Raw genomic sequence first — 21,387 nt, 5'->3', positions numbered from 1 at the left:
AACCCATGACACCATCCATCACCCGCCGCCTGCTGCTGGGCGCGGCCATGGCGCTTGGCCTGGCCGGCGCCGCCGCCGCCGAGTTTCCGGAACGCCAGATCACCCTGGTGATCCCCTTCGCCGCCGGCGGCTCGACCGACGTGGTCGGCCGCATCGTCGCCGACCGGATGAGCCGGGAACTGGGCCAGCAGGTCATCGTGCAGAACGTCGGCGGCGCCGGCGGCAGCCTGGGCGCGGCCCAGGTCGCCAAGGCCGATCCCGACGGTTACACCATCCTGATGGCGACGGTCGCCACCCATGCGCTGAACCCGCTGATCCTGAAGCAGAAGCCCTATGACCCGGTGGCGGATTTCGCGCCGGTCTCGCTTCTGGTGCTGGTACCGAACGTGCTGGCAGTGAACCCGGAACTGCCGGTCAACAGCGTGCAGGAACTGATCGACATGGCGAAGAAGGATCCGGGGGCGTTGGCCTATGCCTCCTCCGGCAACGGCACGCCGCTGCACCTGTCGGGCGAGCTGTTCAAGTCGATGGCCGGCGTGGACATCACCCATATCCCCTACAAGGGCTCGGGCCCGGCGCTGACCGACGTGCTGGGCAACCAGGTGCCGATCATCTTCGACAATCTGCCCTCGGCCTCCAGCCACATCTCCAGCGGCAAGCTGCGCGCCCTGGGCGTGACCACCACCGAGCGCGCGCCCAGCTTCCCCGACGTGCCGGCCATCGCCGAGACCCTGCCGGGCTACGAGACCTATAGCTGGAACGCGCTGTTCGCCCCGGCCGGCACCCCGCCCGAGGCCATCGCGGCGCTGAACAAGGCCGCCATCGCCGCCATGGCCGACCCGGCGGTGGCCGAGCGGATGCAGGAGTTCTCGGCCACCATCGTCGCCTCGACGCCCGAGGAACTGGCCGAGCATGTCAAGGCCGAGATGGCGAAATGGGAGCCGGTGGTGAAGGACGCCAATGTCAGCCTGGACTGACGCCTGATGCCTGATGCCAGGCCGGGCGGGGCGCGGGACGCGCCGCCCGGCATCGCGGCGACAAGCCGCTCAGGGCCGGGTGGCGGCGCAGGGATCGTCGGGGCGGACCAGGCCATGGCCGAAGACCTCGTCCGGCCCGGCCTTGCCCAGATCCCGCGCCGAGCTCTGCAGCCGGCGCCGCACCTCGGCCGGCGTCAGTTCGGGCTCGGCCTGCAGCAGCAGCGCGGCGGCGGCGGTGACGAAGGGCGCCGCAAACGAGGTGCCGGTCTTGGTCCGCGCGCCGCTGATCGAGGCGGCAGTCCAGACATCCACGCCCGGCGCCGCCAGGTCGATATGACCGCCGCGGCTGGCCCGGCGATAGACCTGCGCCCGGCGGTCCACCGCCGTCACCGCGATCACCGGATCATAGGCGGCCGGATAGGCCGGCCGCGCCGCCGGCCCGCCATTGCCGGCCGCCGCGACCAGCACGACGCCCTGCCGGTCCATCCGGCGGATCTGCCGCGCCAGCGCCTGGTTCGGCGGACCGGCCAGCGACAGGTTCACGATATCGACATCCTGCGCCGCCAGATGGTCCAGCGCCTCGACCAGCGCGAAGGCATCGGCACGTTCATCCTGGCGCTGCTTGTGGAAAGCGTCGACGGCGATCAGCTCGGCCTGCGGCACCAGCCCGGGAGTGCGGCTGTCGGCCCGGCCGACCAGCAGCGCCGCCACCGCCGTCCCATGCAGGCGGTCCGAGGGCGCGACGCCCTTGCCCGCCTTGATGCGATGCACGGTGATCCGCGAATCCTTCAGCACGTCATGGCCGGGGTTCAGCCCGGTATCGACCATGCCGATCCGCGGCGGATTGCCGCAGCCCAAGGTCCGCGCCGGCCAGGCGATCATCTGCCGGGCCGGGCAGTCGGCGCCCAGGCATGCCGCCGCCGGCGCGTTGCCGGGGCGGTAGAAATGGTTGAAATCCGCCGCATCGGCCGAGCCGAGGGCCCGCACCCGGTCGCGCGCCGCATCCATGGTCATCGCATCGGGCTTGCGCAGCCGCACCAGCGGCGTGCCCGAGGCGAGCCGGGTCTCGCGCAGCACCCGGAAGCCCTCGGCCCGCAGCGCCTGCAGGTCCTGCGGCCCCAGGCCCTGTGCGATGACCTCGTTCGGGGCGCGCAGCGGCAGCGGTGCGACGCGGGCCTGCGGCGCCGGCCGACGCCGGCGCGGCGCGTCGTCGTCGTCGTCGTCATCATCGTCGTCGCCGTCGTCGCCGTCATCATCGTCATCCGCCCAGGCGGCCGAGCCAGCCCAGCCCGGCGCATCGGGACGCAGGTCGGCGCTCAGCACGGCCAGGGCGACGATCAGGAACACAAACAGGCGGGTCGGCACGACATTCTCCTTCCAGAGCGTTTCTGGACATTCTACGTCAGGCAGATTCTATTATTCCCGCTTGTCGTCAACATCATCCGTCGCGGAGGTTCCATGGATGCGGCTTTCAGCGAAACTCTGATCGCGCTCTTGCCGAACCTGCGGCGCTATGCGCTGTCGCTGACCCGACGCCCGGACCAGGCCGACGATCTGGTCCAGATCACCGTCGAGCGCGCCATCGCCCATGCCGCCAGCTTCGATTCCGGGCAGCGGATGGAGCCCTGGCTGTTCCGCATCATGCGCAACGCCTTCATCGACCAGACCCGGCGCCAGCGCAGCGCCGGGGTCCAGGTGGATATCCACGACATGCCCGAGGCGCTGCCGACCGATCCCGGCCCGGCGCTGGAAGCGCGGCTGATGCTGCAAAGCGTCGAGGCGGCCATGGCCGAACTGCCCCCCGAGCAGCGCGAGATCCTGCATCTCGTCTGCGTCGAGGAGATGAGCTATGCCGAGACCGCGCGCATTCTCGGCATTCCCATGGGCACGGTGATGAGCCGGCTGTCGCGGGCACGGCTCGCGCTGGCGGATCGGTTGGGAATAAGATGACGGCCGGCGCGTATTGCAGGAAAGACCGCGAAGGGATGGGCCCATGCAGATCGACGACGAAACCCTGATGGCGCTGGCCGACGGCGAACTGGACCCCGGCCGGGCCGAGGCGGTGCGGCGCGCGGTCGCCGCCGACCCCGAGCTGCAGGCCCGCCTGCGCCGCTTCGAGGAGACCCGCCGCCTGCTGGCGGGACTGCGCGGCCAAGGCGGCGGGGCAGGGACCGGCAGAGGGTCCGGCACCGGCACCGGGACCGAGGATCCGTTGGCCGCGATGATCCGTGCCGCCGCCGCCAAGGCGCCGCCGGCTGCGGCACCCCAACCCGCCAACCTCAACCGCCGGCCGTGGATGGCGGCGGCGGCCTCGGTCGCCGTGGTGGCCATCGGCCTCGGCTGGTGGCAATGGCCCGAGCACGCGCCCACGGGGCTGGCCGAGGCTGAACTGGCGGCGCTGGACAATATGGCCTCGGGGCAGGTCCAGCCGCTTGCGGATGGCGGGGAACTGGCGATGATCGCCTCGTTCCGGGCCGAGGGTGGCGCGCTTTGCCGCGAATACGAAACCGTGCGGGGCGAGGCGCAGCGCATTGTCCTGGCCTGCCGCGGCACCGCCGGCTGGCAGGAGCGGTTCGCCGCCACCGCGACCGGCGCCGGCGCGGACTACCGCCCCGCCTCGGGCGAGACCTCGATCGACGCGGCACTGGCGGCAATCGGCGCCGGCGCGCCGATGACCCCCGAGGAAGAAGCGCAGGCGCTGCGGGAATAGATCCGGCGCTGCGTCGTAATCCTGTCGCGAAACCGCCACAGGAGAACCGCGATGACCGCCCGAACCCTTGCACCGATCCCCGCCCTGCCGCTGCCGCGCCGGCGCCATGTCGTGCTGGCGGCGCTGGCCGGGATGATCGTCGCCGCCGCCTGCCTGCCGGGCGCCCTGACGCAGCCGCCGCGCGTGGCGCTGGCCGTTTCGGCCCTGGCGATCCTGGGCTGGGTCGGCACGCGCGTCCCCGAATCCCTGGTGGCGCTGGCGGCCGTGCTGGCGCTGGTGCTGGGCGGCGTGCTGAGCGAGGCGCAGCTTTTTGCCGCGCTTGGCAACGAGTTGATCTGGCTGCTGCTCTCGGCCTTCGTCATCGCCGCCGTCGCCAAGGAGGCCGGGTTGACCGAACGGCTGGTCGCGCCGCTGCTGCGCCGGGGTATGCGCTTCGCGCCCTTCGCGCTGGTGCTGACGCTGGCGATCGCGGCGACGGCCTTCGTCCTGCCCTCGACCTCGGGGCGGGCGGCCTTGCTGCTGCCGGTCTTTGCCGCCATCGCCGCCGTGCTGCCCGATCCGAGGCTGGCACGGCCGCTGGCGCTGCTGTTTCCCACGGTGATCCTGCTGTCCGCCGGCGCCTCGCTGATCGGGGCCGGGGCGCATCTGCTGGCGGCCGAGGCGATCCGCAGCGCCACCGGGCTGCATCTGGGCTATCTCGGCTGGGCGGCGCTCGGCCTGCCGTTCTCGCTGGCGGCAAGCCTGGCGGGGGCGGGGCTGATCCTGTGGCTGTTCGTGCCGCGCGCGGCGCTGATGGCGCCGCTGCCGCGGATCGAGACGCCGATGCCGGACGCCGCCACCCGCCGCCGTCAACGCCGTATCGGCATGGTGCTGGCGCTGGTCGTTGGGCTGTGGCTGACGGCGGACCTGCACGGCATCGGCATGGCGCTGGTGGCGCTGGCCGGGGCGCTGCTGCTGCTGACCCCGCCCTTTACCCACCGCAAGCCCAAGGAGATCTTCCGCGCCGTCGATGTGGAGCTGCTGCTTTACATGGCCGCCACGGTGCTGATCGCCGAGGCGATGACCGCAACCGGCGCCGACCGCTGGTTGGCCGGCCATGCGCTTTCTGCGCTGCCGCCGGGCTTGGCCGGCAGTCTGCCGGCGGTCGTGGCGCTGCTGGCCGTGGTGGCGGTCGCGGCGCATCTGGCGATCACCTCGCGTTCGGCCCGCGCGGCGGTGCTGATCCCGGCCGTGGCGCTGCCGCTGGCCGGGCTGGGCCATGATCCGGCGCTGCTGATCCTGGTCGCGGTCATGGGCACCGGGTTTTGCCAAAGCATGATGGCCTCGGCCAAGCCGGTGGCGATCTTCGGCAATGCCGAGGGCGCGGGTTTCGTGCAGGCCGACTTGATGCGGCTGGCGCTGCCGCTGGCGCCGCTGGTCGCCGCGCTGCTGATCGGCTTTGCGCTGCTGGTCTGGCCGGCGCAATTGCAAAGGATGCGCGCCGAGGCGCCGCCGCGGCTGGTCCCCGCCGCCATGCTGGTCGCCCCGGCCGTGGCGCTGAGCCCGCCGGCGCCACCCGCCGCCGCCGAGGCCGAGGCCGCCACAAAAACCGCCACAAAAACCGCCATGGAGGCCGCCCGGCCGCTGCCCCGCCCGGAACGCCGCCTGGCCGCGCCGGCCCAGCCGCGCAAAGCCCAGCCGCAGCGCCGGCCCGCGCAGGAACTGCAGGGGTTGAACCGCATCCTGCGACCGGCGGGGTTTCGCATCATCATTCGGTAAACCACGAAAAACAGCAAAAAAGGCGGCTTCTGCCGCCTTTTTTCATCCGCGTCGCAAATTTTTCGCCTCGGGCGGGAATAAGGCCGGGGCCGGGGTCGTAATCCCATCAGATAGCAGGAAAGGATATGCGAAATGTCTCTGACCGTTCTGATCGCGCCCTCGGGCTTCAAGGAATCGCTCTCGGTCAAGGATGTGGCCGACGCCATCGCCCGCGGCGTGCGCCGGGCCGCGCCCCATGCCACCATCCTGACCGCCCCCATGGTCGATGGCGGCGAGGGCACCACCGAGGCGCTGGTCGCCGCCACCGGCGGCCGGATGATCGCCACCACCGTCACCGGACCGGTGGGCGAGCCCGTCGCCAGCTTCTGGGGCCTGATGGGCGGCAACGGCCCGCGCAGCGCGGTGATCGAGATGGCCGCCGCCGCCGGCCTGTCGCTGGTGCCCCGCGACCGCCGCGACCCGACGCTGACCACCAGCCGCGGCGTGGGCGAGCTGATCCTGCAGGCGCTGGACCATGGTGTCGAGCGCATCCTGATCGGCTGCGGCGACAGCGGCATCAACGATGGCGGCGCCGGGATGGTGCGGGCGCTCGGCGCCCGGCTGCTGGATGCCGAGGGGCGCGAGCTGCCCGAGGGCGGCGGCGCGCTGGAGCGTCTGGACCGCATCGACGTGACCGGCCTCGATCCCCGGCTGGCCGGGGTGCGGATCGACGCGGCGGTGAACTGGCACAACATGCTGCTGGGGCCGCGCGGCGTGGCCCGGATCTTCGGCCCGCAAAAGGGCGCGACGCCCGAACAGGTCGAGCAGTTGGACCGCGGCATGACCCGCCATGCCGCCGCGATCCTGGCGGCGACCGGCCGCGACGTGGCCGGGATGCCGGGCGCCGGCGCCTCGGGCGGACTCGGGGCCGGGCTGGCGGGCCTGGCCGGCGCCACGCTGCATCCGCGCTTCGACATCATGCTGGATTACCTCGAGTTCGACCGGCTGCTGTCGCGCGCCGATCTGGTCATCACCGCCGAGGGCGCGCTGGACGGGCAAAGCCCCTATGGCAAGGTGCCCTGCGAGGTGGCGCGCCGCGCCGAGGCGCTTGGCATCCCGACCATCGCCCTGGCCGGCAGCATCGGCAAGGGCGCCCGCCAGACCTATGAACACGGCATCGGCGCCTATGCCTCGATCATGCGCCGGCCCTGCTCGCTGGACAAGGCCATCGATCAGGGCGCCAAGCTGCTGCGCGCCGCGGCCGAGAACGCCATGCGCATGCTGCTGGTCGGCGAGCGCCTGGCCACCCGCGCCCGCGCCTGAGGCGCGCGCCATTCCGCCCCGGCCGAACCGGCAGCCGGAGTGCGGGGCACGGCCCCCGGGGGCCGTTTCCACACCATGCCGGTGCAACGAAAGTGACGGAGAAGAACCATGGCCAACATTCGTGGCAATGACGACGACAACCGCCTGAACGGCACCAGCCTTGCGGATCGCATCTGGGGCATGTCCGGCGACGACACCATCCTGGGCTACCAGGGCAACGACACCATCGACGGCGGCGAGGGCAACGACCGCATCAATGCCGGCCAGGGCCATAACCGCGTCTTCGGCGGCGAAGGCAACGACGTCATCGACGCCGGCGGCGGCAATGATGTGATCGCCGCTGGCTCGGGCAACGACGTGGTGCGCGCCGGGCACGGCAACAACTCGATCGCTCTGGGCGAGGGCAACGATCTCTCGGTCAGCGGGGCCGGCCGCGACACCATCGCGGCGGGCGAGGGCAACGACACCGTTCGCGCCGGTGCCGGCAATGACATCGTCTATGGCGGCGAGGGCGACGATCGCATCTTCGGCGAAGCCGGCGCGGACCGGATGTGGGGCCACGAGGGCAACGACACGCTGAACGGCGGCCTGGGCAACGACACCATGACCGGCGGCGAGGGCGCGGATGTCTTCGTCTGGAATGGCGGCCGCGACCGGGTGACGGATTTCGACCGCGACGACGACGTGATCGACCTGTCGGCCTATGCCCGGTTCGACAGCTGGGCGGATATCCGCGGCGCTGCGGTGCAGGTCGGCGACAACGTGGTGATCCGGGCCGGCGCCGACCAGCTGGTGATCGAAAACACCCGGCTGAACCAGCTTAGCGGCGACGATTTCAACTGGTAAGCCGCGATTCCTCGAAACGGGCGGCCGGCGTCACAGCCGGCCGCCTTGTCATGGAAGGTCGGTCAGGCGGGGGCGGCCATTGGGGCGGCGGTGCTGGCGCGGACCAGCAGCTCGACCGGCAGGATCTCCTCCTCGGGGCAGGGCTGGCCGTCGATCAGCGCCAAGAGCGCGTTGGCGGCATGGCGGCCCAGCCGCGCCCGGTGCTGCCGGATCGTGGTCAGCGGCGGCAGGGTATAGGCGGACATCTCGATATTGTCGAAACCGACCACCGAGATGTCCTCGGGCACCCGCAACCCGCCCTGCACCAGCCCGTTGATCAGGCCGATGGCCATTTCGTCATTGTCGCAGAAGATGGCCGTCGGCGGCTCGGCCAGCGCCAGAATGCGCTGCGCCGCCGCATGGCCCGAGCGCAGCGAAAAATCCCCCGACAGCGCGATACCGGCCGTCACGCCCGCCGCCTCCAGCCCCGCAAGAACCCCGGCACGGCGCGAGACGGTCAGCGAATTCCCCTCGGGGCCGGTCAGGTGCAGGATGCGGCGATGGCCAAGCCCGGTCAGGTGCCGGATCGCCAGCCGCCCGCCCTCGGCATTGTCGGCCAGCACCCTTGGCGCCGACAACCCCCCGATCCATTCGCAGGCCTGCACCACCGGCGGGCAGCTGGTTTGCCGGAACAGCGCCGCATCCAGGTTGCCGTCCAGCACGATCACCCCGTCCGAGTGCGACCGCGTCAGATAGGCGCCGATCGCCTCGGGGCCGGCGCTGCCGCGCGCGGTGGTGTCCAGCACCAGCAGGTTCAGCCCGTTGCCGCGCAGCACCTCGGCGATCCCCGACAGGATTTGCGAAAAGAACGGATTGGCCAGGTTGGGAACCAGCGCCAGCACGCCGCCCACCTGCTGCTGGCGCAGGTTCCGCGCCGTCACATTCAGCGTGTAGCCGGTTTCGGCGATGGCTTCCTCGACCGCAAGACGGGTGGTCTCGGCCACGATGGCGGGATTCGACAGCACGCGGCTGACCGTGGCGGCCGAAACCCCGGCAAGCCTTGCAACATCCTGGATTCGGGGCGGTCTGCCGGTTCTGGTCACTCGGTCCTGCGCAATCGCGATTTTCCCTGATGGATAGCGCAAAAAACCCCGTTGTAAACCATTTCATCTTGTGAGACCTTCATCTGAAACCGATTACATCGTGGTCGGTCCCGAGCGAATCCGTCTGGGGGGAAGATGAGGACAATCAAGGGGCCCGGGCTGTTCCTGGCCCAGTTCGTCGGCAGTGCGCCACCGTTCGACAGCTTTGCCGGCATCACCGCATGGGCTGCGGATTGCGGCTTTCTGGGCGTGCAGCTGCCGTCGGGGGCCGAGGCGCTGATCGACCTGGAGCGGGCCGCGTCCTCGCGCGACTATTGCGACGAGTTGCGGGGCAGGGCGGCGCAGAACGGGGTCGAGATCACCGAGCTTTCCGCCCATATCCAGGGCCAGCTGGTCGCGGTGCATCCGGCCTTCGACGAGGCTTTCGACGGTTTCGCCCCGGCGGCGCTGCGCGGCAATCCGGCGGCGCGGCAGGAATGGGCGGTGGATCAGGTCCGCAAGACCATCGACGCCTCGGCCAATCTGGGCCTGGACCGGATGGCGGCCTTTTCCGGCGCGCTGGCCTGGCCCTATTTCTACCCTTGGCCGCAGCGCCCGGCGGGGCTGGTCGAGGCGGCCTTCGACGCGCTGGCGGCGCGCTGGCGGCCGATCCTCGACCATGCCGATGCGCGCGGGGTCGACATCTGCTTCGAGATCCATCCCGGCGAGGATCTGCACGACGGCGCCAGCTTCGAGATGTTCCTGGACCGCGTGGACCAGCACCCGCGGGCGAAGATGCTTTACGATCCTTCGCATTACCTGCTGCAACAGCTTGATTACCTTGCCAATCTGGACATCTATGCCGAACGCATCGGCATGGTCCACATCAAGGATGCCGAGTTCAACCCGACCGGCCGGCAGGGCGTCTATGGCGGCTATCAGCCTTGGCTGAACCGGGCGGGGCGTTTCCGCAGTCCCGGCGACGGCCAGGTCGATTTCAGGGCGATCTTCTCCAAGCTGGCCGCGATGGATTTCGACGGCTGGGCGGTGGTGGAATGGGAATGCGCGCTGAAGCATCCCGAGGACGGCGCGCGCGAAGGGGCGGCCTTCGTGCGCGACCACATCATCCGCGTCACCGACCGCAGCTTCGACGATTTCGCCGATGGCGGCGCCGACCGGGCCGCCAACCTGCGGATGCTGGGGCTGGGGGGCTGAAATGCGGCAGCATGTCCCCATCCGGCTGGGCATGGTCGGCGGCGGCGCCGGCGCCATGATCGGCAACGTGCATCGCATCGCGGCGCGGCTCGACAACCGCTTCCGGCTGCTGGCGGGCGCGCTGTCCTCGACCGCCGAAAAGGCGGCGGCCAGCGCCGCCGAGGCCGGGATCGCCCGCAGCTATGACGATTTCCACGAGATGGCGCGGGCCGAGGCGGCGCGTCCGGACGGGATCGAGGCGGTGGCGATCTGCACGCCGAACCACCTGCATTTCCCCGTCGCCCGCGCCTTTCTGGCCCAGGGCATCCATGTGATCTGCGACAAGCCGATGACCGCTACGCTGGAGCAGGGCCGCGAGCTGGCCGAACTGGCGCGCGGCTCGGACGCGCTGTTCGTGCTGACGCATAATTACTCGGCCTATCCGCAGATCCGTCAGGCCCGCGCCATGATCGCGCGCGGCGACCTGGGCCGGCTGCGGCTGGTGCAGGTCGAATATGCGCAGGACTGGCTGACCGAGGAAAGCCGCAGCAAGCAGGCCGAATGGCGCGGCGACCCGGCACGGGCCGGGGCGGGCGGCGCGATCGGCGACATCGGCACCCATGCCTTCCAACTGGCACGCTTCGTCACCGGCATGCGGCCCGAGCGCATCGCGGCCGACCTGTCCAGCTTCGTGCCCGGTCGCCGGCTGGACGACAATGCGCATGTCCTGATGCGTTATGCCAACGGCGCCAAGGGGATGCTGTGGGTTTCTCAGGTAGCGCCGGGGACCGAAAACGGGCTGAAGCTGCGCGTCTACGGCGACAAGGCCGGCCTGGAATGGGCACATGAGACGCCCGAGACGCTGTGGTTCACCCGCTTCGGCCAGCCGGCGCAGAAGCTGCGCCGCGCCGGGCCGGGTACCGCGTCCGGGCTCGACCGCCTCAGCCGCGTGCCGCCCGGCCATCCCGAAGGCTATCTGGAGGGTTTCGGCAATCTCTATGCCGAGGCGGCCGAGGCGATCCGCGCCCGGCAGGCCGGCCGGCCGCTGCCCGGGCATCTGGCGCTGCCGGGGATCGAGGACGGGCTGGAGGGGCTTTGCTTCATCGACGCCTGCCTGCGCTCGCACGCCCGGGACGCGGCCTTCGTCGAGGTGATGCCGTGACCGCCCCGATCCTGGCCCTGCGCGGCGTGACCAAGTCCTTCGGCCCCATCGAGGTGCTGCACGGCGTCGATTTCGCCCTGCATCCCGGCGAGGTCCATGCCCTGATCGGCGAGAACGGCGCCGGCAAGTCCACCGCCATGAAGATTCTTTCGGGCTATCTCGACCCGACCGGGGGCGAGGTGCTGCTGGACGGAAAGCCGATCCGCTTTGCCGGCTCGGACCAGGCCGAGGATCTGGGCATCATCATGATCCACCAGGAATTCAACCTGGCCGAGCATCTTGCCGTCAATCAGAACGTCTTTCTGGGCCGCGAGCTGAAGCGGGGCTGGCTGCTGGACCACAAGGCCATGCGCGCCCGCACCGCCGAGCTGCTGGCCAGTCTGGAATGCCGCGTCGATCCGGCCGAGCCGGTCTGGCGCATCTCGGTCCCCGACAAGCAGATGGTCGAGATCGCCAAGGCGCTGTCGCGCCAGGCGCGGGTGCTGATCATGGACGAGCCGACCGCCGTGCTGACCGAGCGCGAGACCGAGGTGCTGTTCAAGCAGATCGAGCGGTTGCGGGCCGAGGGCGTGGCGATCCTTTACACCTCGCACAAGCTGGGCGAGGTCAGCCGCATCGCCGACCGGGTGACGGTGCTGCGCGACGGGACCATGGTGCGATCCGATCTGGCCGCCAACCTGACCCAGGACGACATGGCCGCCGCCATGGTCGGACGCGAGCTTGCGGACCTTTACCCCGCCAAGGCCGCCGGCGGCGCCGGCGCCGAGCCGGTGCTGGAGGTCGAGGATCTGGCCGTGCCCGGCCTGGTCGAGGGGGTCGGCCTGACCCTGCACCGCGGCGAGGTTCTGGGCATCGGCGGGCTGGTCGGCTCGGGCCGGACCGAGCTGGCCGAGGCCATTGCCGGCTTGCGTCCGCGCAGCGGCACGGTGCGGCTGAAGGGCCGCGAGCTGGCGCCCGAGCGCGTGGCCGAGGCGATGCGGGCCGGGCTGGTCTACCTGACCGAGGACCGCAAGGGCGCCGGCCTGCTGCTGGAAAAATCCCTGCGCGAGAACCTGACCCTGCCCTTGCTGGAACGCTTCGGCTGGCCGCTGATCGACCGCAGGCGCGAAGAGGCGGCGCTGGACCGCGCCATCGCCGATTTCGCCATCCGCGCCCCGGAACGCGGCATGGCGGTGGGCAACCTGTCGGGCGGCAACCAGCAGAAGCTGCTGCTGGCCAAGACCCTGCTGAGCGACCCGGACGTCATCATCATCGACGAGCCGACGCGCGGCATCGACATCGGCACCAAGCAGCAGATCTACGGCCTGATCGCCGGGCTGGCGGCCGAGGGCCGCAGCATCATCGTCATCTCGTCCGAGATGCCGGAACTCATCGGCCTCGCCAGCCGGGTGGTGGTCATGCATGCCGGCCGCAAGGCGGGCGAGCTGGCCGGCGAGGCGGTGACCGAAGGCGGCATCGTCCGCCTGGCGATGGGCATGGAGCAGACAGCAAAGGACAATGCGGCATGAGCGGCACCGCCAGCATCTCGAAAAACCGGGCGAGGGGCGCCCGCCGACCGGACCTGCGGGTCATCGGCCCGCTGGTGGCGCTGGTGGTGCTGGTGCTGATCGGCATGGCGTTGAACCCGAATTTCCTCAGCTATGCCAACATCACCAACGTGCTGGCGCGTTCGGCCTTCATCGGCATCATCGCCATCGGCATGACCTTCGTGATCACGGCGGGCGGGCTCGACCTGTCGGTGGGCTCGATGGCGGCCTTCGTCGCCGGGCTGATGATCCTGGTGATGAACCTGCTGGCCGGCAGCATGGGCGACGGGCTGGCGGTGCTGCTGCTGGGCGTCGCGCTGGCGCTGCTGGCCGGGCTGGCGGCCGGGTTCATCAACGGCGTCCTGATCACCCGGGCGGGGATCGAGGCCTTCATCCTGACGCTGGGCACCATGGGCATCTATCGCAGCCTGGTCACCTGGCTGGCCGATGGCGGCACGCTGTCGCTGGGCTATCAGCTGCGCGAGCTTTACCGCCCGGTCTATTACGGCGGGCTGTTCGGCATCAGCTGGCCGATCATCGTCTTCGCCCTGCTGGCGGTGCTGGGCGAGGTGGTGATGCGCCACACCGCCTTCGGCCGGCATTGCGCCGCCATCGGCTCGAACGAGAAGGTGGCGCGCTATTCCTCGGTCGCGGTGGCGCGGGTGAAGCTCGCCACCTATGCGATCCTGGGCCTGCTGGTCGGCATCGCGGTGGTGATGTATGTGCCGCGGCTCGGCTCGGCCTCGGCCACCACCGGCCTGTTGTGGGAACTGGAGGCCATCGCCGCGGTCATCATCGGCGGCACATTGCTGAAGGGCGGCTTCGGCCGGGTCTGGGGCACGGTGGTCGGCGTGCTGATCCTGTCGCTGATCGGCAACCTGCTGAACCTGACCGATTTCGTCAGCCCCTATCTGAACGGGGCCATCCAGGGCGTCGTCATCATCCTTGCGGTCGTGCTGCAGCGCAATACCGGCGCGGCCCGCTGAACTTAACCTGAGGGAGGGATAACCATCATGAAGAAAACCCTGATCGCCACCACGGCGCTGATCGGCCTGTGCGCCGGGCCGGCGCTGGCCGAGACCATCGGCATCTCGATCCCGGCCGCGACGCATGGCTGGGCGGGGGCGCTGAACTTCCATGCCGAGCGCACGGTCGAGCGGCTCAAGGCCGCCAATCCCGACCTCGACTTCGTGCTGACCACCACCTCGGACCCGGGCCAGCAGGTCTCGGACCTCGAGGACATGGTGGCCACGCGCAACATCGACGCGCTGGTGGTGCTGCCCTTCGAATCCGAACCGCTGACCGCGCCGGTGCAGCGCATCGCCGAAAGCGGCGTCTGGGTGACGGTGGTGGACCGCGGCCTGAGCCAGGAGGGCATCGAGAACCTGTATGTCGCCGGCGACAATGACAGCTTCGGCCGCACCGCCGGCAAGTATTTCGCCGACACGCTGGAGGAGGGCGCCAAGGTGGTGGTGATGCGCGGCATCGCCTCGACCGTGGACAACGAGCGGGTGGCGGGCTTCCAGGCGGCGCTGGAGGGTTCGGGCATCGAGGTGCTGGCGATGGATCACGCCAACTGGAACCGCGACAACGCCTTCAACCTGATGCAGGACTACCTGTCGCGCTTCCCGGAAATCGACGCGGTCTGGGCGGCTGACGACGACCAGGCGGTCGGCGCGCTGGCCGCCATCGAGCAGGCCGGGCGCGAGGGCGAGATGATCGTCGTCGGCGGCGCCGGCATGAAGGAGATGGTCGACCGCATCCGCAATGGCGACAAGGCGGTGCCGGTGAACGTGACCTATCCGCCCTCGATGATCTCGACCGCGATCGAGATGACCGCGCTTGGCCTGACCGGCGCGGCGCCGATGAGCGGCGAGTTCATCCTGACCTCGGAGCTCATCACCCCCGAGAACGCCGATAAGTTCTATTTCGAGGACAGCCCTTATTGATCGGCTGACCCCGGGCGGCGCGGCCGTGTCGCGCCGCCGGTTTCAGGCCGCGGCCTTTGCCGCTGGCGTGTTCAGGCAGGATCCAGCGCGCTGCCCTTGTGGGCGGCGATGTGATCGGTCTTGTCGCTCTTGATCTCGTATTGCGGGTCGTCCTCAGAGGCGCGGTGACGGTACCCCTTGTAGTCGAAATCGCTGGTATGGATGGCGATGATGGTGCCCGAGACGCGGCCGGCCTCGGAATTCCAGCGGACATGATCGCCGATCGCGAATTTCCTGGACATCTTCCGCTCTCCTGGTTGGTTGCATCGGCAGCCATCATAGCCCAGTCCGCCGGCGCCGTCGCCCCGGCCCTTGGGCGGGGTGCCCCACCCCCTCGACAGCCGGGCCGAACCGCGCCACAATCGCCGCCGACCGGACCAGCAAGGCAAAGCCGACGATGCCCGACAAGCAGACCGCCGCCAGGCACCCCGAGGTCGATGCGCTGTTCGACGAACTCACCGACTGGCGCGAGGAGCTGGAGGCCCTGCGGGCGATCCTTCTGGCCAGCCCGCTGACCGAGGAATTCAAGTGGCGTTCGCCGGTCTATACCTGGCACGGCCACAATGTCGCGATCATCTGGGGCTTCAAGGACCGCGCGACGCTGGGCTTCTTCAAGGGCGTGCTGCTGAAGGATCCCGAGGGCGTCCTGGAGCCGCCGGGCGAGAACTCGCGCTCGTCCCGCACCATCGACTTCACCGATCCGGCGCGGGTCAGGAAGCTGGCGCCGGTGCTGCGCGCCTATATCGACGAGGCCATCGAGATCGAGAAGGCCGGGCTGAAGGTCGATTTCCCCAAGGACGACCTGGACTATCCCGAGGAACTGGTCCAGCGGCTGGACGGCGATTCCGGGTTCAAGGCGGCGTTCGAGGCGCTGACGCCGGGCCGCAGGCGCGGCTGGGTGCTGCATTTCTCGCAGGCCAAGCAATCGGCGACCCGGGCCGCGCGCATCGAAAAGGCCGCGCCGCGCATCCTGGCCGGCAAGGGCATGCAGGACCGCTGAGGCGTTTCCGGCAAGCCCGCTTTCAGGCAAGGAAGCGGCGGAACTGCCGCAGCGCCAGCCAGAACAGCGCGCTGCCGATCACCGCCAGCGCCAGGAATTGCGGCCAGACCACGCCCAGCCCGGCGCCGCGGAACAGGATGCCCTGCGACAGGATGACGAAATGCGTGTTGGGCGCCAGCGCCATCAGCGCCTGGATGATGTCGGGCATGTTCTCGCGCGGGGTCATGCCGCCGGACAGCACCTGCAGCGGGAACAGCACCAGCATCAGCAGCAGGCCGAATTGCGGCATCGACCCGGCCACCGTGGCCAGGAAGATGCCCATCGAGGTGGTGGCGAACAGCATCAGCGCCGCCGCGGCGATGAACAGCGGCACCGAGCCCGCCACCGGCACCTGCAAGGCCATCTGCACCACCACGGTGATCGCAAAACTGGACGCCAGCAGCACCACCAGGCCCATGGACCAGATCTTGGACAGCATGATCTCGGCCGCCGTCACCGGCATGACCAGCAGGTGCTCGACGGTGCCATGTTCCTTTTCGCGGATCAGCGCGGCGCCGGTCAGGATGATCGACAGCATGGTCACGGCGTCGATGACGCTGTTGATCGCGCCGAACCAGCCTGCGTCCAGCGCCGGATTGTAGCGCGCCCGCAGCGCCAGCTCGACCGGCGGGGCGGTTTCCGCGCGGTGGCCGGCCAGGAACTCGGCCACCTCGGCGCCGACGATCCGCTGGACATAGCCGCTGCCGGTGAAGGCCTGGCTCATGCGGGTGGCGTCGACGTTCAGCTGGATCGCCGGATGGCGGCCGGCCAGCAGATCGCGCTGGAAATCGGGCGGGATGTCCAGCGCGAAAGTGTCCAGCCCCTTATCCATGCGGCGGTCCATCTCGGTGGTGGTGATCAGGCGCGGCGTGCCGAAATAGGGCGGGGCAAAGGCGCCGATGATGCGCCCGGACAGAGCCGAGCGGTCCTCGTCCACCACGGCGATGGCGGCGTTGGACAGGCTTTCCGGCATCGCCTTCGACTCGGTATAGATCGACAGCGAGAAGGCATAGACGATGAGCAGCAGCATGGCCGGGTCGCGCCACAGCCCGCGCAGCTCCTTGATGCCCAGGTTCCAGACGTTGCGCAGCCTCATTTCGCCTGTTTCCTCAGCAACAGCGCGCTCACCCCCAGGATCAGCGGCCCCGCCGCCGCCAGCGCCGCGAAGGCCATGCCCAGGTCGCCGAAACCCAGCCCTTTGGAAAAGGCCCCGCGCGAGGCGGTGATGAAATGCGCGGTCGGATAGACCTCGCCGATGGCGCGGCCGACGCCCTGCAGCGAGGAGACCGGGTCCAGCAGCCCCGAAAATTGCGCGCCGGGAATCATGGTCAGCAGCACGGTCGCGAACAGCGCCGCCGCCTGGCTGCGCATGAAGGACGAAATCAGCAGCCCCATCGCCGTGGTGGCGGTGACGTAAAGCGCCGCCGCCAGCGTCAGCGCCGGCAGGCTGCCGGTCAGCGGCACCCGGAAGGCGAAGACCGCGAAAGCCGTCATCAGCGCGAAGTTCAGCATCGCCAACGCCACATAGGGTAGCTGCTTGCCGATCAGGAATTCCAGCCGGGTGACGGGCGTGACGTAGAAATTGATGATCGAGCCCAGCTCCTTCTCGCGTACCACGCTGAGCGTGGTCAGCACCGCCGGGATCAGCAGCAGAAGCAGCGGAATCACCGCCGGCACCATGGCGACCAGGCTTTTCACGTCCGGGTTATAGCGGAACCGCGTCACCAGCTCGAAACTGCCCTGCACGGCGGCATCGCCCTGCGCCTCGCGGGTCTTGCGCATGATCCAGTCGGCATGCATGCCCTGCACATAGCCACGCACCGTCTCGGCCCGGGTCGGGTTGGCGCCGTCGATCCAGGCGCCGACCTGCACCGCGCCGCCCCGCGCCAGGTCGCGGGCGAAGCCGGATGGGATCTCGATGGCCAGTGCCAGGTTGCCGCCGCGCATCCGCGCGTCCATCTGGTCGTAATCCGCCAGCGGCTCGGTTTCGGTGAAATAGCGCGAGCCGGCGATGTCCAGAACATAGTCGCGCGAGGTCGCGGTCTGGTCGCGGTCGAGCACGGCGAAGCTCAGATCCTCGACATCCATGTTGATGCCGTAGCCGATGACGAACATCAGGATCAGGCTGCCGACCAGCGCCAGCGTCAGCCGGATCGGATCGCGCCCGAGTTGCAACGATTCCAGCCGGGAATAGCTGAGCATCCGCCGCAGGCTGAACCAGCCACCGGTCGGGGCCGCCGTCTCGGCCGCATCGGCAAGCGGGGCGGGCGCGGGCTCGTCGCCGATCGCCTCCTGCAGATAGGCGACGAAGGCGTCGTCCAGCGTCGCCGCGCCCTTGACCCGCTTGATCGCCCCGGCCGTGTCGCTGACCAGCACCCGGCCGGCATGCATCAGCGAGATGCGGTCGCACCACTCGGCCTCGTTCATGAAATGGGTCGAGACGAAGATCGTCACCCCGTCCTGGCGCGACAGCTCGCCCAGGACGCGCCAGAAGGCGTCGCGGGCCACCGGATCGACGCCCGAGGTCGGCTCGTCCAGGATCAGGATCTCGGGACCGTGGATCATCGCCACGGCCAGAGACAGGCGCTGACGGATGCCCAGGGGCAGGGCGTCGGGCAATTCGTCCGCGACGCCCGCCAGCCCGAACCGCTCGATCATCTGCCGGGCACGATCCGGGATCGCCCCGGCCGCCATGCCGAACAGCCGTGCGTGCAGGTCGAGGTTCTGCCGCACCGTCAGCTCGGCATAAAGCGAGAAGGACTGGCTCATGAAGCCGACCCGGCGCCGCACCGCCATGTCGGACGGATCGACCTCCATTCCGAACAGCTGCGCCGTGCCCTCGCTGGGCTGCAGAAGGCCGGTCAGCATCTTCATCGTCGTGGTCTTGCCGCAGCCGTTCGAGCCGAGAAAGCCGAAGATCTCGCCCTTGCCGATGCGGAAACTGACGTCATCGACGGCGGTGAAATCGCCGAAGCGCATGGTCAGGTGCCGCGCCTCGATGGCGGTCTCGCCGTCGTCGGCCCGGCGCGGCGGGATCCGGACCGGCTCATGCCCCCGCCTTTCGCTGTCGGGCAACAGCGCGATGAAGGCGCGGTCGAGATCCTCGGCCCCCGTGCGCTCCAGCAGCTCGGCCGGGCTGCCGGTGGCCAGCACCCGGCCCGCATCCATCGCCACCAGCCAGTCGAAACCGGCGGCTTCCTCCATATAGGCGGTGGCGACGATCACGCTCATGCCCGGGCGGTCGCGGCGGATGCGGCCGATCAGCTCCCAGAACTGGCGGCGGGACAGCGGATCGACGCCGGTGGTCGGCTCGTCCAGGATCAGCAGGTCCGGATCGTGGATCAGCGCGCAGCACAGGCCCAGCTTCTGCTTCATCCCGCCCGAGAGCTTGGCGGCGGGGCGGTCGCGAAACGGCGACATGCCGGTCGCGGCCAGCAGCGTGTCGATGCGGCGCGCGCGCTCGGCCGGGCCGTGGCCGAAAAGCCGGCCGAAGAAATCCAGGTTCTCGGCCACCGAAAGCGTGGGATAAAGGTTCCGGCCCAGCCCCTGCGGCATATAGGCGATGCGCGGGCAGAGACGGGCGCGGTGGCGGCCGTCGGCCATGTCGCCGCCCAGCACCCGGACCTGCCCCTGCTGGATCACCCGCGCCCCGGCGACCAGCGACAGCAGGCTGGACTTGCCGACCCCGTCCGGCCCGATCAGCCCGACCATGCGGCCGGCGGGCACGGCCAGCGTCACCCCGTCCAGCGCCACCGCCTGGCGATAGCGCAGCGAGACGCCGGCGATCTCGGCCACCGGCGGGTCGTCGGCAAGGTCGGGCAGGGCGGTCATTCCACAAGGTTGGACAGGCTGTCGGGCCAGCCCGCCTCGGCGTCGATGCGGAGATAGGCGGTGCCGGGCAGGCCGGTCTTGACGTAATTGCTGTATTTGCGCAGCAGCCCCGGATCGACCTGGGCGCGGACGCGGAACATCAGCTTTTCGCGCTCCTCGGCGGTCTCGACGGTCTTGGGCGTGAACTGCGCCACATCCGCGACGTACGAGATGCGCGCCGGAATCACGGATTGCGGGGCGGCGTCCATGACCAGCCGCGCCTCGGCCCCGACCTCGACGCGACCGGCCTGCGAGGTGGGCAGGAAGAAGGTCATGTAGACATCCTCCAGATCAATCAGGTTCAGGATGCGCCCGCCCGCGGCGACGATCTCGCCCTCTTGCGCGATCAGGTATTGCACGCGGCCGTCACGCGGCGATTCCAGGGTGGCGTCGCCGATCTGCACCTCGATGGCCTCGATCGCCGCCCGGGCCGCGTCCACCGCCGCCTTGGCATCGACGACCTGGGCGCGGGCGGTGCCGATCCCGGCCTCGGCGGCGGCCAGATTGGCCTCGGCCGAGGCCAGCGCCGCCTGCGTCTCGCGCCCCGAGGCCCGCACGTCGTCCAGCGCCTGCTGCGAAGCGACATTGCTGCGCGCCAGGCTTTCGGTGCGCGCCAGCCGGCCCGAGGCCGCATCCGCCGCCGCCCGCGCCTGCTCGACCGCAGCCTCGGCCGCCCGGTGCTGCGCCTCGGCCTGGGTCACCAGGCTCTGCGCGGTCTCGACCCCGATGCGGGCGCGGCGCAACTGCGCCTCGGCCTGGCGCTTCTGCGCGTCGAGCTGCAGCGTGTCCATCTGCACCAGCATTTCGCCCTTGCGCACCACCTGGCCCTCGGCGGCATGGATGCGGGCGATGCGCCCGGCGGACAGGGCCGAGATGTCGATCTCGGTCGCCTCGATCCGGCCGTTGCCCGAGGCGATGCCGACCAGCCGATCCTCGCGCGCGAAGCCCTGCCAGGCCAGCCAGCCGATGACGGCCAGCACCGCCGCCGCGGCGGCGATGCCCCACCAGGATCCTGCCTTGCTTGCCATGGACGACCTCCGCGATGGGAACGGCGGCGCGAATCGATGCGCAGCACCACCATAGCCGCCATGCCGGCGGGGCGCCGCGACGAAAATGCCGCATGCCGCGGGGCAGCGCACCCGCGCGCCCCGCCTATGCGGTCAGGGCGCGGCCAGCGCAGGCACGGGCGCCGCCCGACGCGCGTCCACCCGTTCCGGCACGGCGCTGGCCAGGTAGATGTGGTGGAAGGCATCCACCCGGCCGCCGATCAGCTGGATGTCGTCGCGCCGCCAATGCCAGGGCTGGGCGTCCAACACCCGCTCGAACGGCTCCGAGGCGGTGGCGGACCAGAAGGCGGCGAGGCCATCGGGCCGCAGCGCCCGGCGCAACACCGCAAGGCCGCTATCGCCGTAAAGCCGGCCATTCGCCGGCCGCACGGTGAAATCCGGGCCGTTGTCGGTGTCCATCAGGATCACGTCGAAACCGGCGCGATGCTCCAGCAGCACCTCCATCACATCCGCGACCCGCAGATCGACGCGCGGGTCGCGCAGCGGATCGCCGGCCAGGTGGCCGATGCGATCGCGGTTCCAGGCGGCGACCTCGGGGATCAGCTCGCAGACCGTGACCCGCGCCGCCGGCCCGAGCAGCTCCAGCGCGGCGCGCAGGGTGAAGCCCATGCCCAGCCCGCCGATCAGCACGCGCGCCTCGGGGCGGCCATGCAGGCGCAGGCTGCGCTCGGCCAGCACGGTCTCGGACTGGTGGTTGAGATTCGACATCAGCTCCAGCCCGTTGAAGCGGATCTCGTAAAGGGCGCCGCGTTGGCGCAGCAGGATTTCGTCGCCCGCCGCCGTCGCGGCGCGGGCCAGAGTATTCCAGAGGGGCATGATCGTTCCCTGACAGCGGGCCGGCCGGCGGCCGCCCGGCGATTGCGTGACGGTTTCGGAAGATGGCCTCG

General features: G+C 70.1%; 19 protein-coding genes. 12 read left to right on the top strand and 7 right to left on the bottom strand.

The features are described from left to right. Positions 1 to 5: 5 nt before the first annotated feature. Positions 6 to 977: a Bug family tripartite tricarboxylate transporter substrate binding protein gene (locus ACFOMP_RS06555; protein ID WP_289896079.1), complete on the top strand. Its 972-nt coding sequence runs from the start codon at positions 6 to 8 to the stop codon at positions 975 to 977. 69 nt (positions 978 to 1,046) lie between these two features. Here the strand turns inward: ACFOMP_RS06555 and ACFOMP_RS06550 are convergent, their stop codons facing one another. Then, complete coding sequence (locus ACFOMP_RS06550) at positions 1,047 to 2,342, bottom strand: S8 family serine peptidase (protein ID WP_379028708.1); 1,296 nt, start codon at positions 2,340 to 2,342, stop codon at positions 1,047 to 1,049. A gap of 93 nt (positions 2,343 to 2,435) precedes the next feature. Here ACFOMP_RS06550 and ACFOMP_RS06545 point away from each other — a divergent pair, with 93 nt between their 5' ends. The 5 genes from ACFOMP_RS06545 to ACFOMP_RS06525 all read left to right on the top strand — a co-directional run bounded on the left by ACFOMP_RS06545 (position 2,436) and on the right by ACFOMP_RS06525 (position 7,593). Next, the gene (locus ACFOMP_RS06545) at positions 2,436 to 2,927 is read left to right on the top strand and encodes an RNA polymerase sigma factor (protein WP_379028706.1); all 492 of its coding nucleotides are present in this window, start codon (positions 2,436 to 2,438) and stop codon (positions 2,925 to 2,927) included. A 43-nt stretch (positions 2,928 to 2,970) separates the two neighbouring features. Then, a complete protein-coding gene (locus ACFOMP_RS06540) occupies positions 2,971 to 3,687 on the top strand; it encodes a hypothetical protein (RefSeq protein ID WP_379028704.1) in 717 nt (238 codons plus the stop codon). A 51-nt stretch (positions 3,688 to 3,738) separates the two neighbouring features. Continuing rightward, the gene (locus ACFOMP_RS06535) at positions 3,739 to 5,445 is read left to right on the top strand and encodes an SLC13 family permease (RefSeq protein ID WP_379028702.1); all 1,707 of its coding nucleotides are present in this window, start codon (positions 3,739 to 3,741) and stop codon (positions 5,443 to 5,445) included. Positions 5,446 to 5,577: 132 nt separating this feature from the next. Beyond that, positions 5,578 to 6,747: a glycerate kinase family protein gene (locus tag ACFOMP_RS06530; protein ID WP_289896074.1), complete on the top strand. Its 1,170-nt coding sequence runs from the start codon at positions 5,578 to 5,580 to the stop codon at positions 6,745 to 6,747. 108 nt (positions 6,748 to 6,855) lie between these two features. After that, the gene (locus ACFOMP_RS06525) at positions 6,856 to 7,593 is read left to right on the top strand and encodes a calcium-binding protein (protein WP_379028700.1); all 738 of its coding nucleotides are present in this window, start codon (positions 6,856 to 6,858) and stop codon (positions 7,591 to 7,593) included. Positions 7,594 to 7,655: 62 nt separating this feature from the next. Here ACFOMP_RS06525 and ACFOMP_RS06520 read toward each other — a convergent pair whose 3' ends face one another. Then, positions 7,656 to 8,675 carry a LacI family DNA-binding transcriptional regulator gene (locus ACFOMP_RS06520; RefSeq protein ID WP_379028698.1) on the bottom strand — a complete coding sequence of 340 codons (1,020 nt, stop codon included), beginning with the start codon at positions 8,673 to 8,675 and terminating at the stop codon, positions 7,656 to 7,658. Positions 8,676 to 8,810: 135 nt separating this feature from the next. Here ACFOMP_RS06520 and ACFOMP_RS06515 point away from each other — a divergent pair, with 135 nt between their 5' ends. Genes ACFOMP_RS06515 through ACFOMP_RS06495 form a run of 5 tightly spaced genes read left to right on the top strand, consistent with a single transcriptional unit; the run spans position 8,811 to position 14,485 of the window. Next, complete coding sequence (locus tag ACFOMP_RS06515; RefSeq protein ID WP_289896071.1) at positions 8,811 to 9,869, top strand: sugar phosphate isomerase/epimerase family protein; 1,059 nt, start codon at positions 8,811 to 8,813, stop codon at positions 9,867 to 9,869. Position 9,870: 1 nt separating this feature from the next. Continuing rightward, positions 9,871 to 11,010, top strand: coding sequence for a Gfo/Idh/MocA family protein (locus ACFOMP_RS06510; protein ID WP_379028696.1), 1,140 nt, complete (start codon positions 9,871 to 9,873; stop codon positions 11,008 to 11,010). Next, positions 11,007 to 12,518 (top strand): sugar ABC transporter ATP-binding protein, encoded by a 1,512-nt coding sequence (locus ACFOMP_RS06505; protein WP_379028694.1) that lies wholly within the window; start codon positions 11,007 to 11,009, stop codon positions 12,516 to 12,518. The genes ACFOMP_RS06510 and ACFOMP_RS06505 overlap by 4 nt, the downstream gene beginning before the upstream one ends. Beyond that, complete coding sequence (locus ACFOMP_RS06500) at positions 12,515 to 13,522, top strand: ABC transporter permease (RefSeq protein ID WP_379028692.1); 1,008 nt, start codon at positions 12,515 to 12,517, stop codon at positions 13,520 to 13,522. Before ACFOMP_RS06505 ends, ACFOMP_RS06500 begins: the two co-directional genes overlap by 4 nt. Positions 13,523 to 13,549: 27 nt before the next feature. Continuing rightward, positions 13,550 to 14,485: an ABC transporter substrate-binding protein gene (locus tag ACFOMP_RS06495; protein ID WP_379028690.1), complete on the top strand. Its 936-nt coding sequence runs from the start codon at positions 13,550 to 13,552 to the stop codon at positions 14,483 to 14,485. Positions 14,486 to 14,556: 71 nt separating this feature from the next. Here the strand turns inward: ACFOMP_RS06495 and ACFOMP_RS06490 are convergent, their stop codons facing one another. Next, positions 14,557 to 14,766, bottom strand: coding sequence for a hypervirulence associated TUDOR domain-containing protein (locus tag ACFOMP_RS06490; RefSeq protein ID WP_289896066.1), 210 nt, complete (start codon positions 14,764 to 14,766; stop codon positions 14,557 to 14,559). A gap of 155 nt (positions 14,767 to 14,921) precedes the next feature. Between ACFOMP_RS06490 and ACFOMP_RS06485 the strand changes: the two genes are divergently transcribed. Beyond that, positions 14,922 to 15,524, top strand: a complete 603-nt coding sequence (locus tag ACFOMP_RS06485; protein ID WP_379028688.1) for a YdeI/OmpD-associated family protein — start codon at positions 14,922 to 14,924, stop codon at positions 15,522 to 15,524. A 22-nt stretch (positions 15,525 to 15,546) separates the two neighbouring features. On the opposite strand, the gene ACFOMP_RS06480 is transcribed toward ACFOMP_RS06485, so the two are convergent. The 4 genes from ACFOMP_RS06480 to ACFOMP_RS06465 all read right to left on the bottom strand — a co-directional run bounded on the left by ACFOMP_RS06480 (position 15,547) and on the right by ACFOMP_RS06465 (position 21,316). Beyond that, a complete protein-coding gene (locus tag ACFOMP_RS06480) occupies positions 15,547 to 16,659 on the bottom strand; it encodes an ABC transporter permease (RefSeq protein ID WP_379028686.1) in 1,113 nt (370 codons plus the stop codon). Then, positions 16,656 to 19,394, bottom strand: coding sequence for a ribosome-associated ATPase/putative transporter RbbA (gene rbbA / locus ACFOMP_RS06475; protein WP_379028684.1), 2,739 nt, complete (start codon positions 19,392 to 19,394; stop codon positions 16,656 to 16,658). Before rbbA ends, ACFOMP_RS06480 begins: the two co-directional genes overlap by 4 nt. Further along, positions 19,391 to 20,461, bottom strand: coding sequence for an HlyD family secretion protein (locus ACFOMP_RS06470; RefSeq protein ID WP_379028682.1), 1,071 nt, complete (start codon positions 20,459 to 20,461; stop codon positions 19,391 to 19,393). Before ACFOMP_RS06470 ends, rbbA begins: the two co-directional genes overlap by 4 nt. 132 nt (positions 20,462 to 20,593) lie before the next feature. Beyond that, positions 20,594 to 21,316: a spermidine synthase gene (locus ACFOMP_RS06465; protein WP_379028680.1), complete on the bottom strand. Its 723-nt coding sequence runs from the start codon at positions 21,314 to 21,316 to the stop codon at positions 20,594 to 20,596. Positions 21,317 to 21,387: the final 71 nt, after the last annotated feature.

The sequence above is a fragment of the Paracoccus simplex genome (assembly GCF_042648325.1).
GTDB classification, from domain to species: Bacteria; Pseudomonadota; Alphaproteobacteria; order Rhodobacterales; family Rhodobacteraceae; genus Paracoccus; species Paracoccus simplex.
The sequence above is the reverse complement of the archived record's forward strand: the minus strand, read 5'-3'. Positions and strand labels throughout refer to the sequence as shown.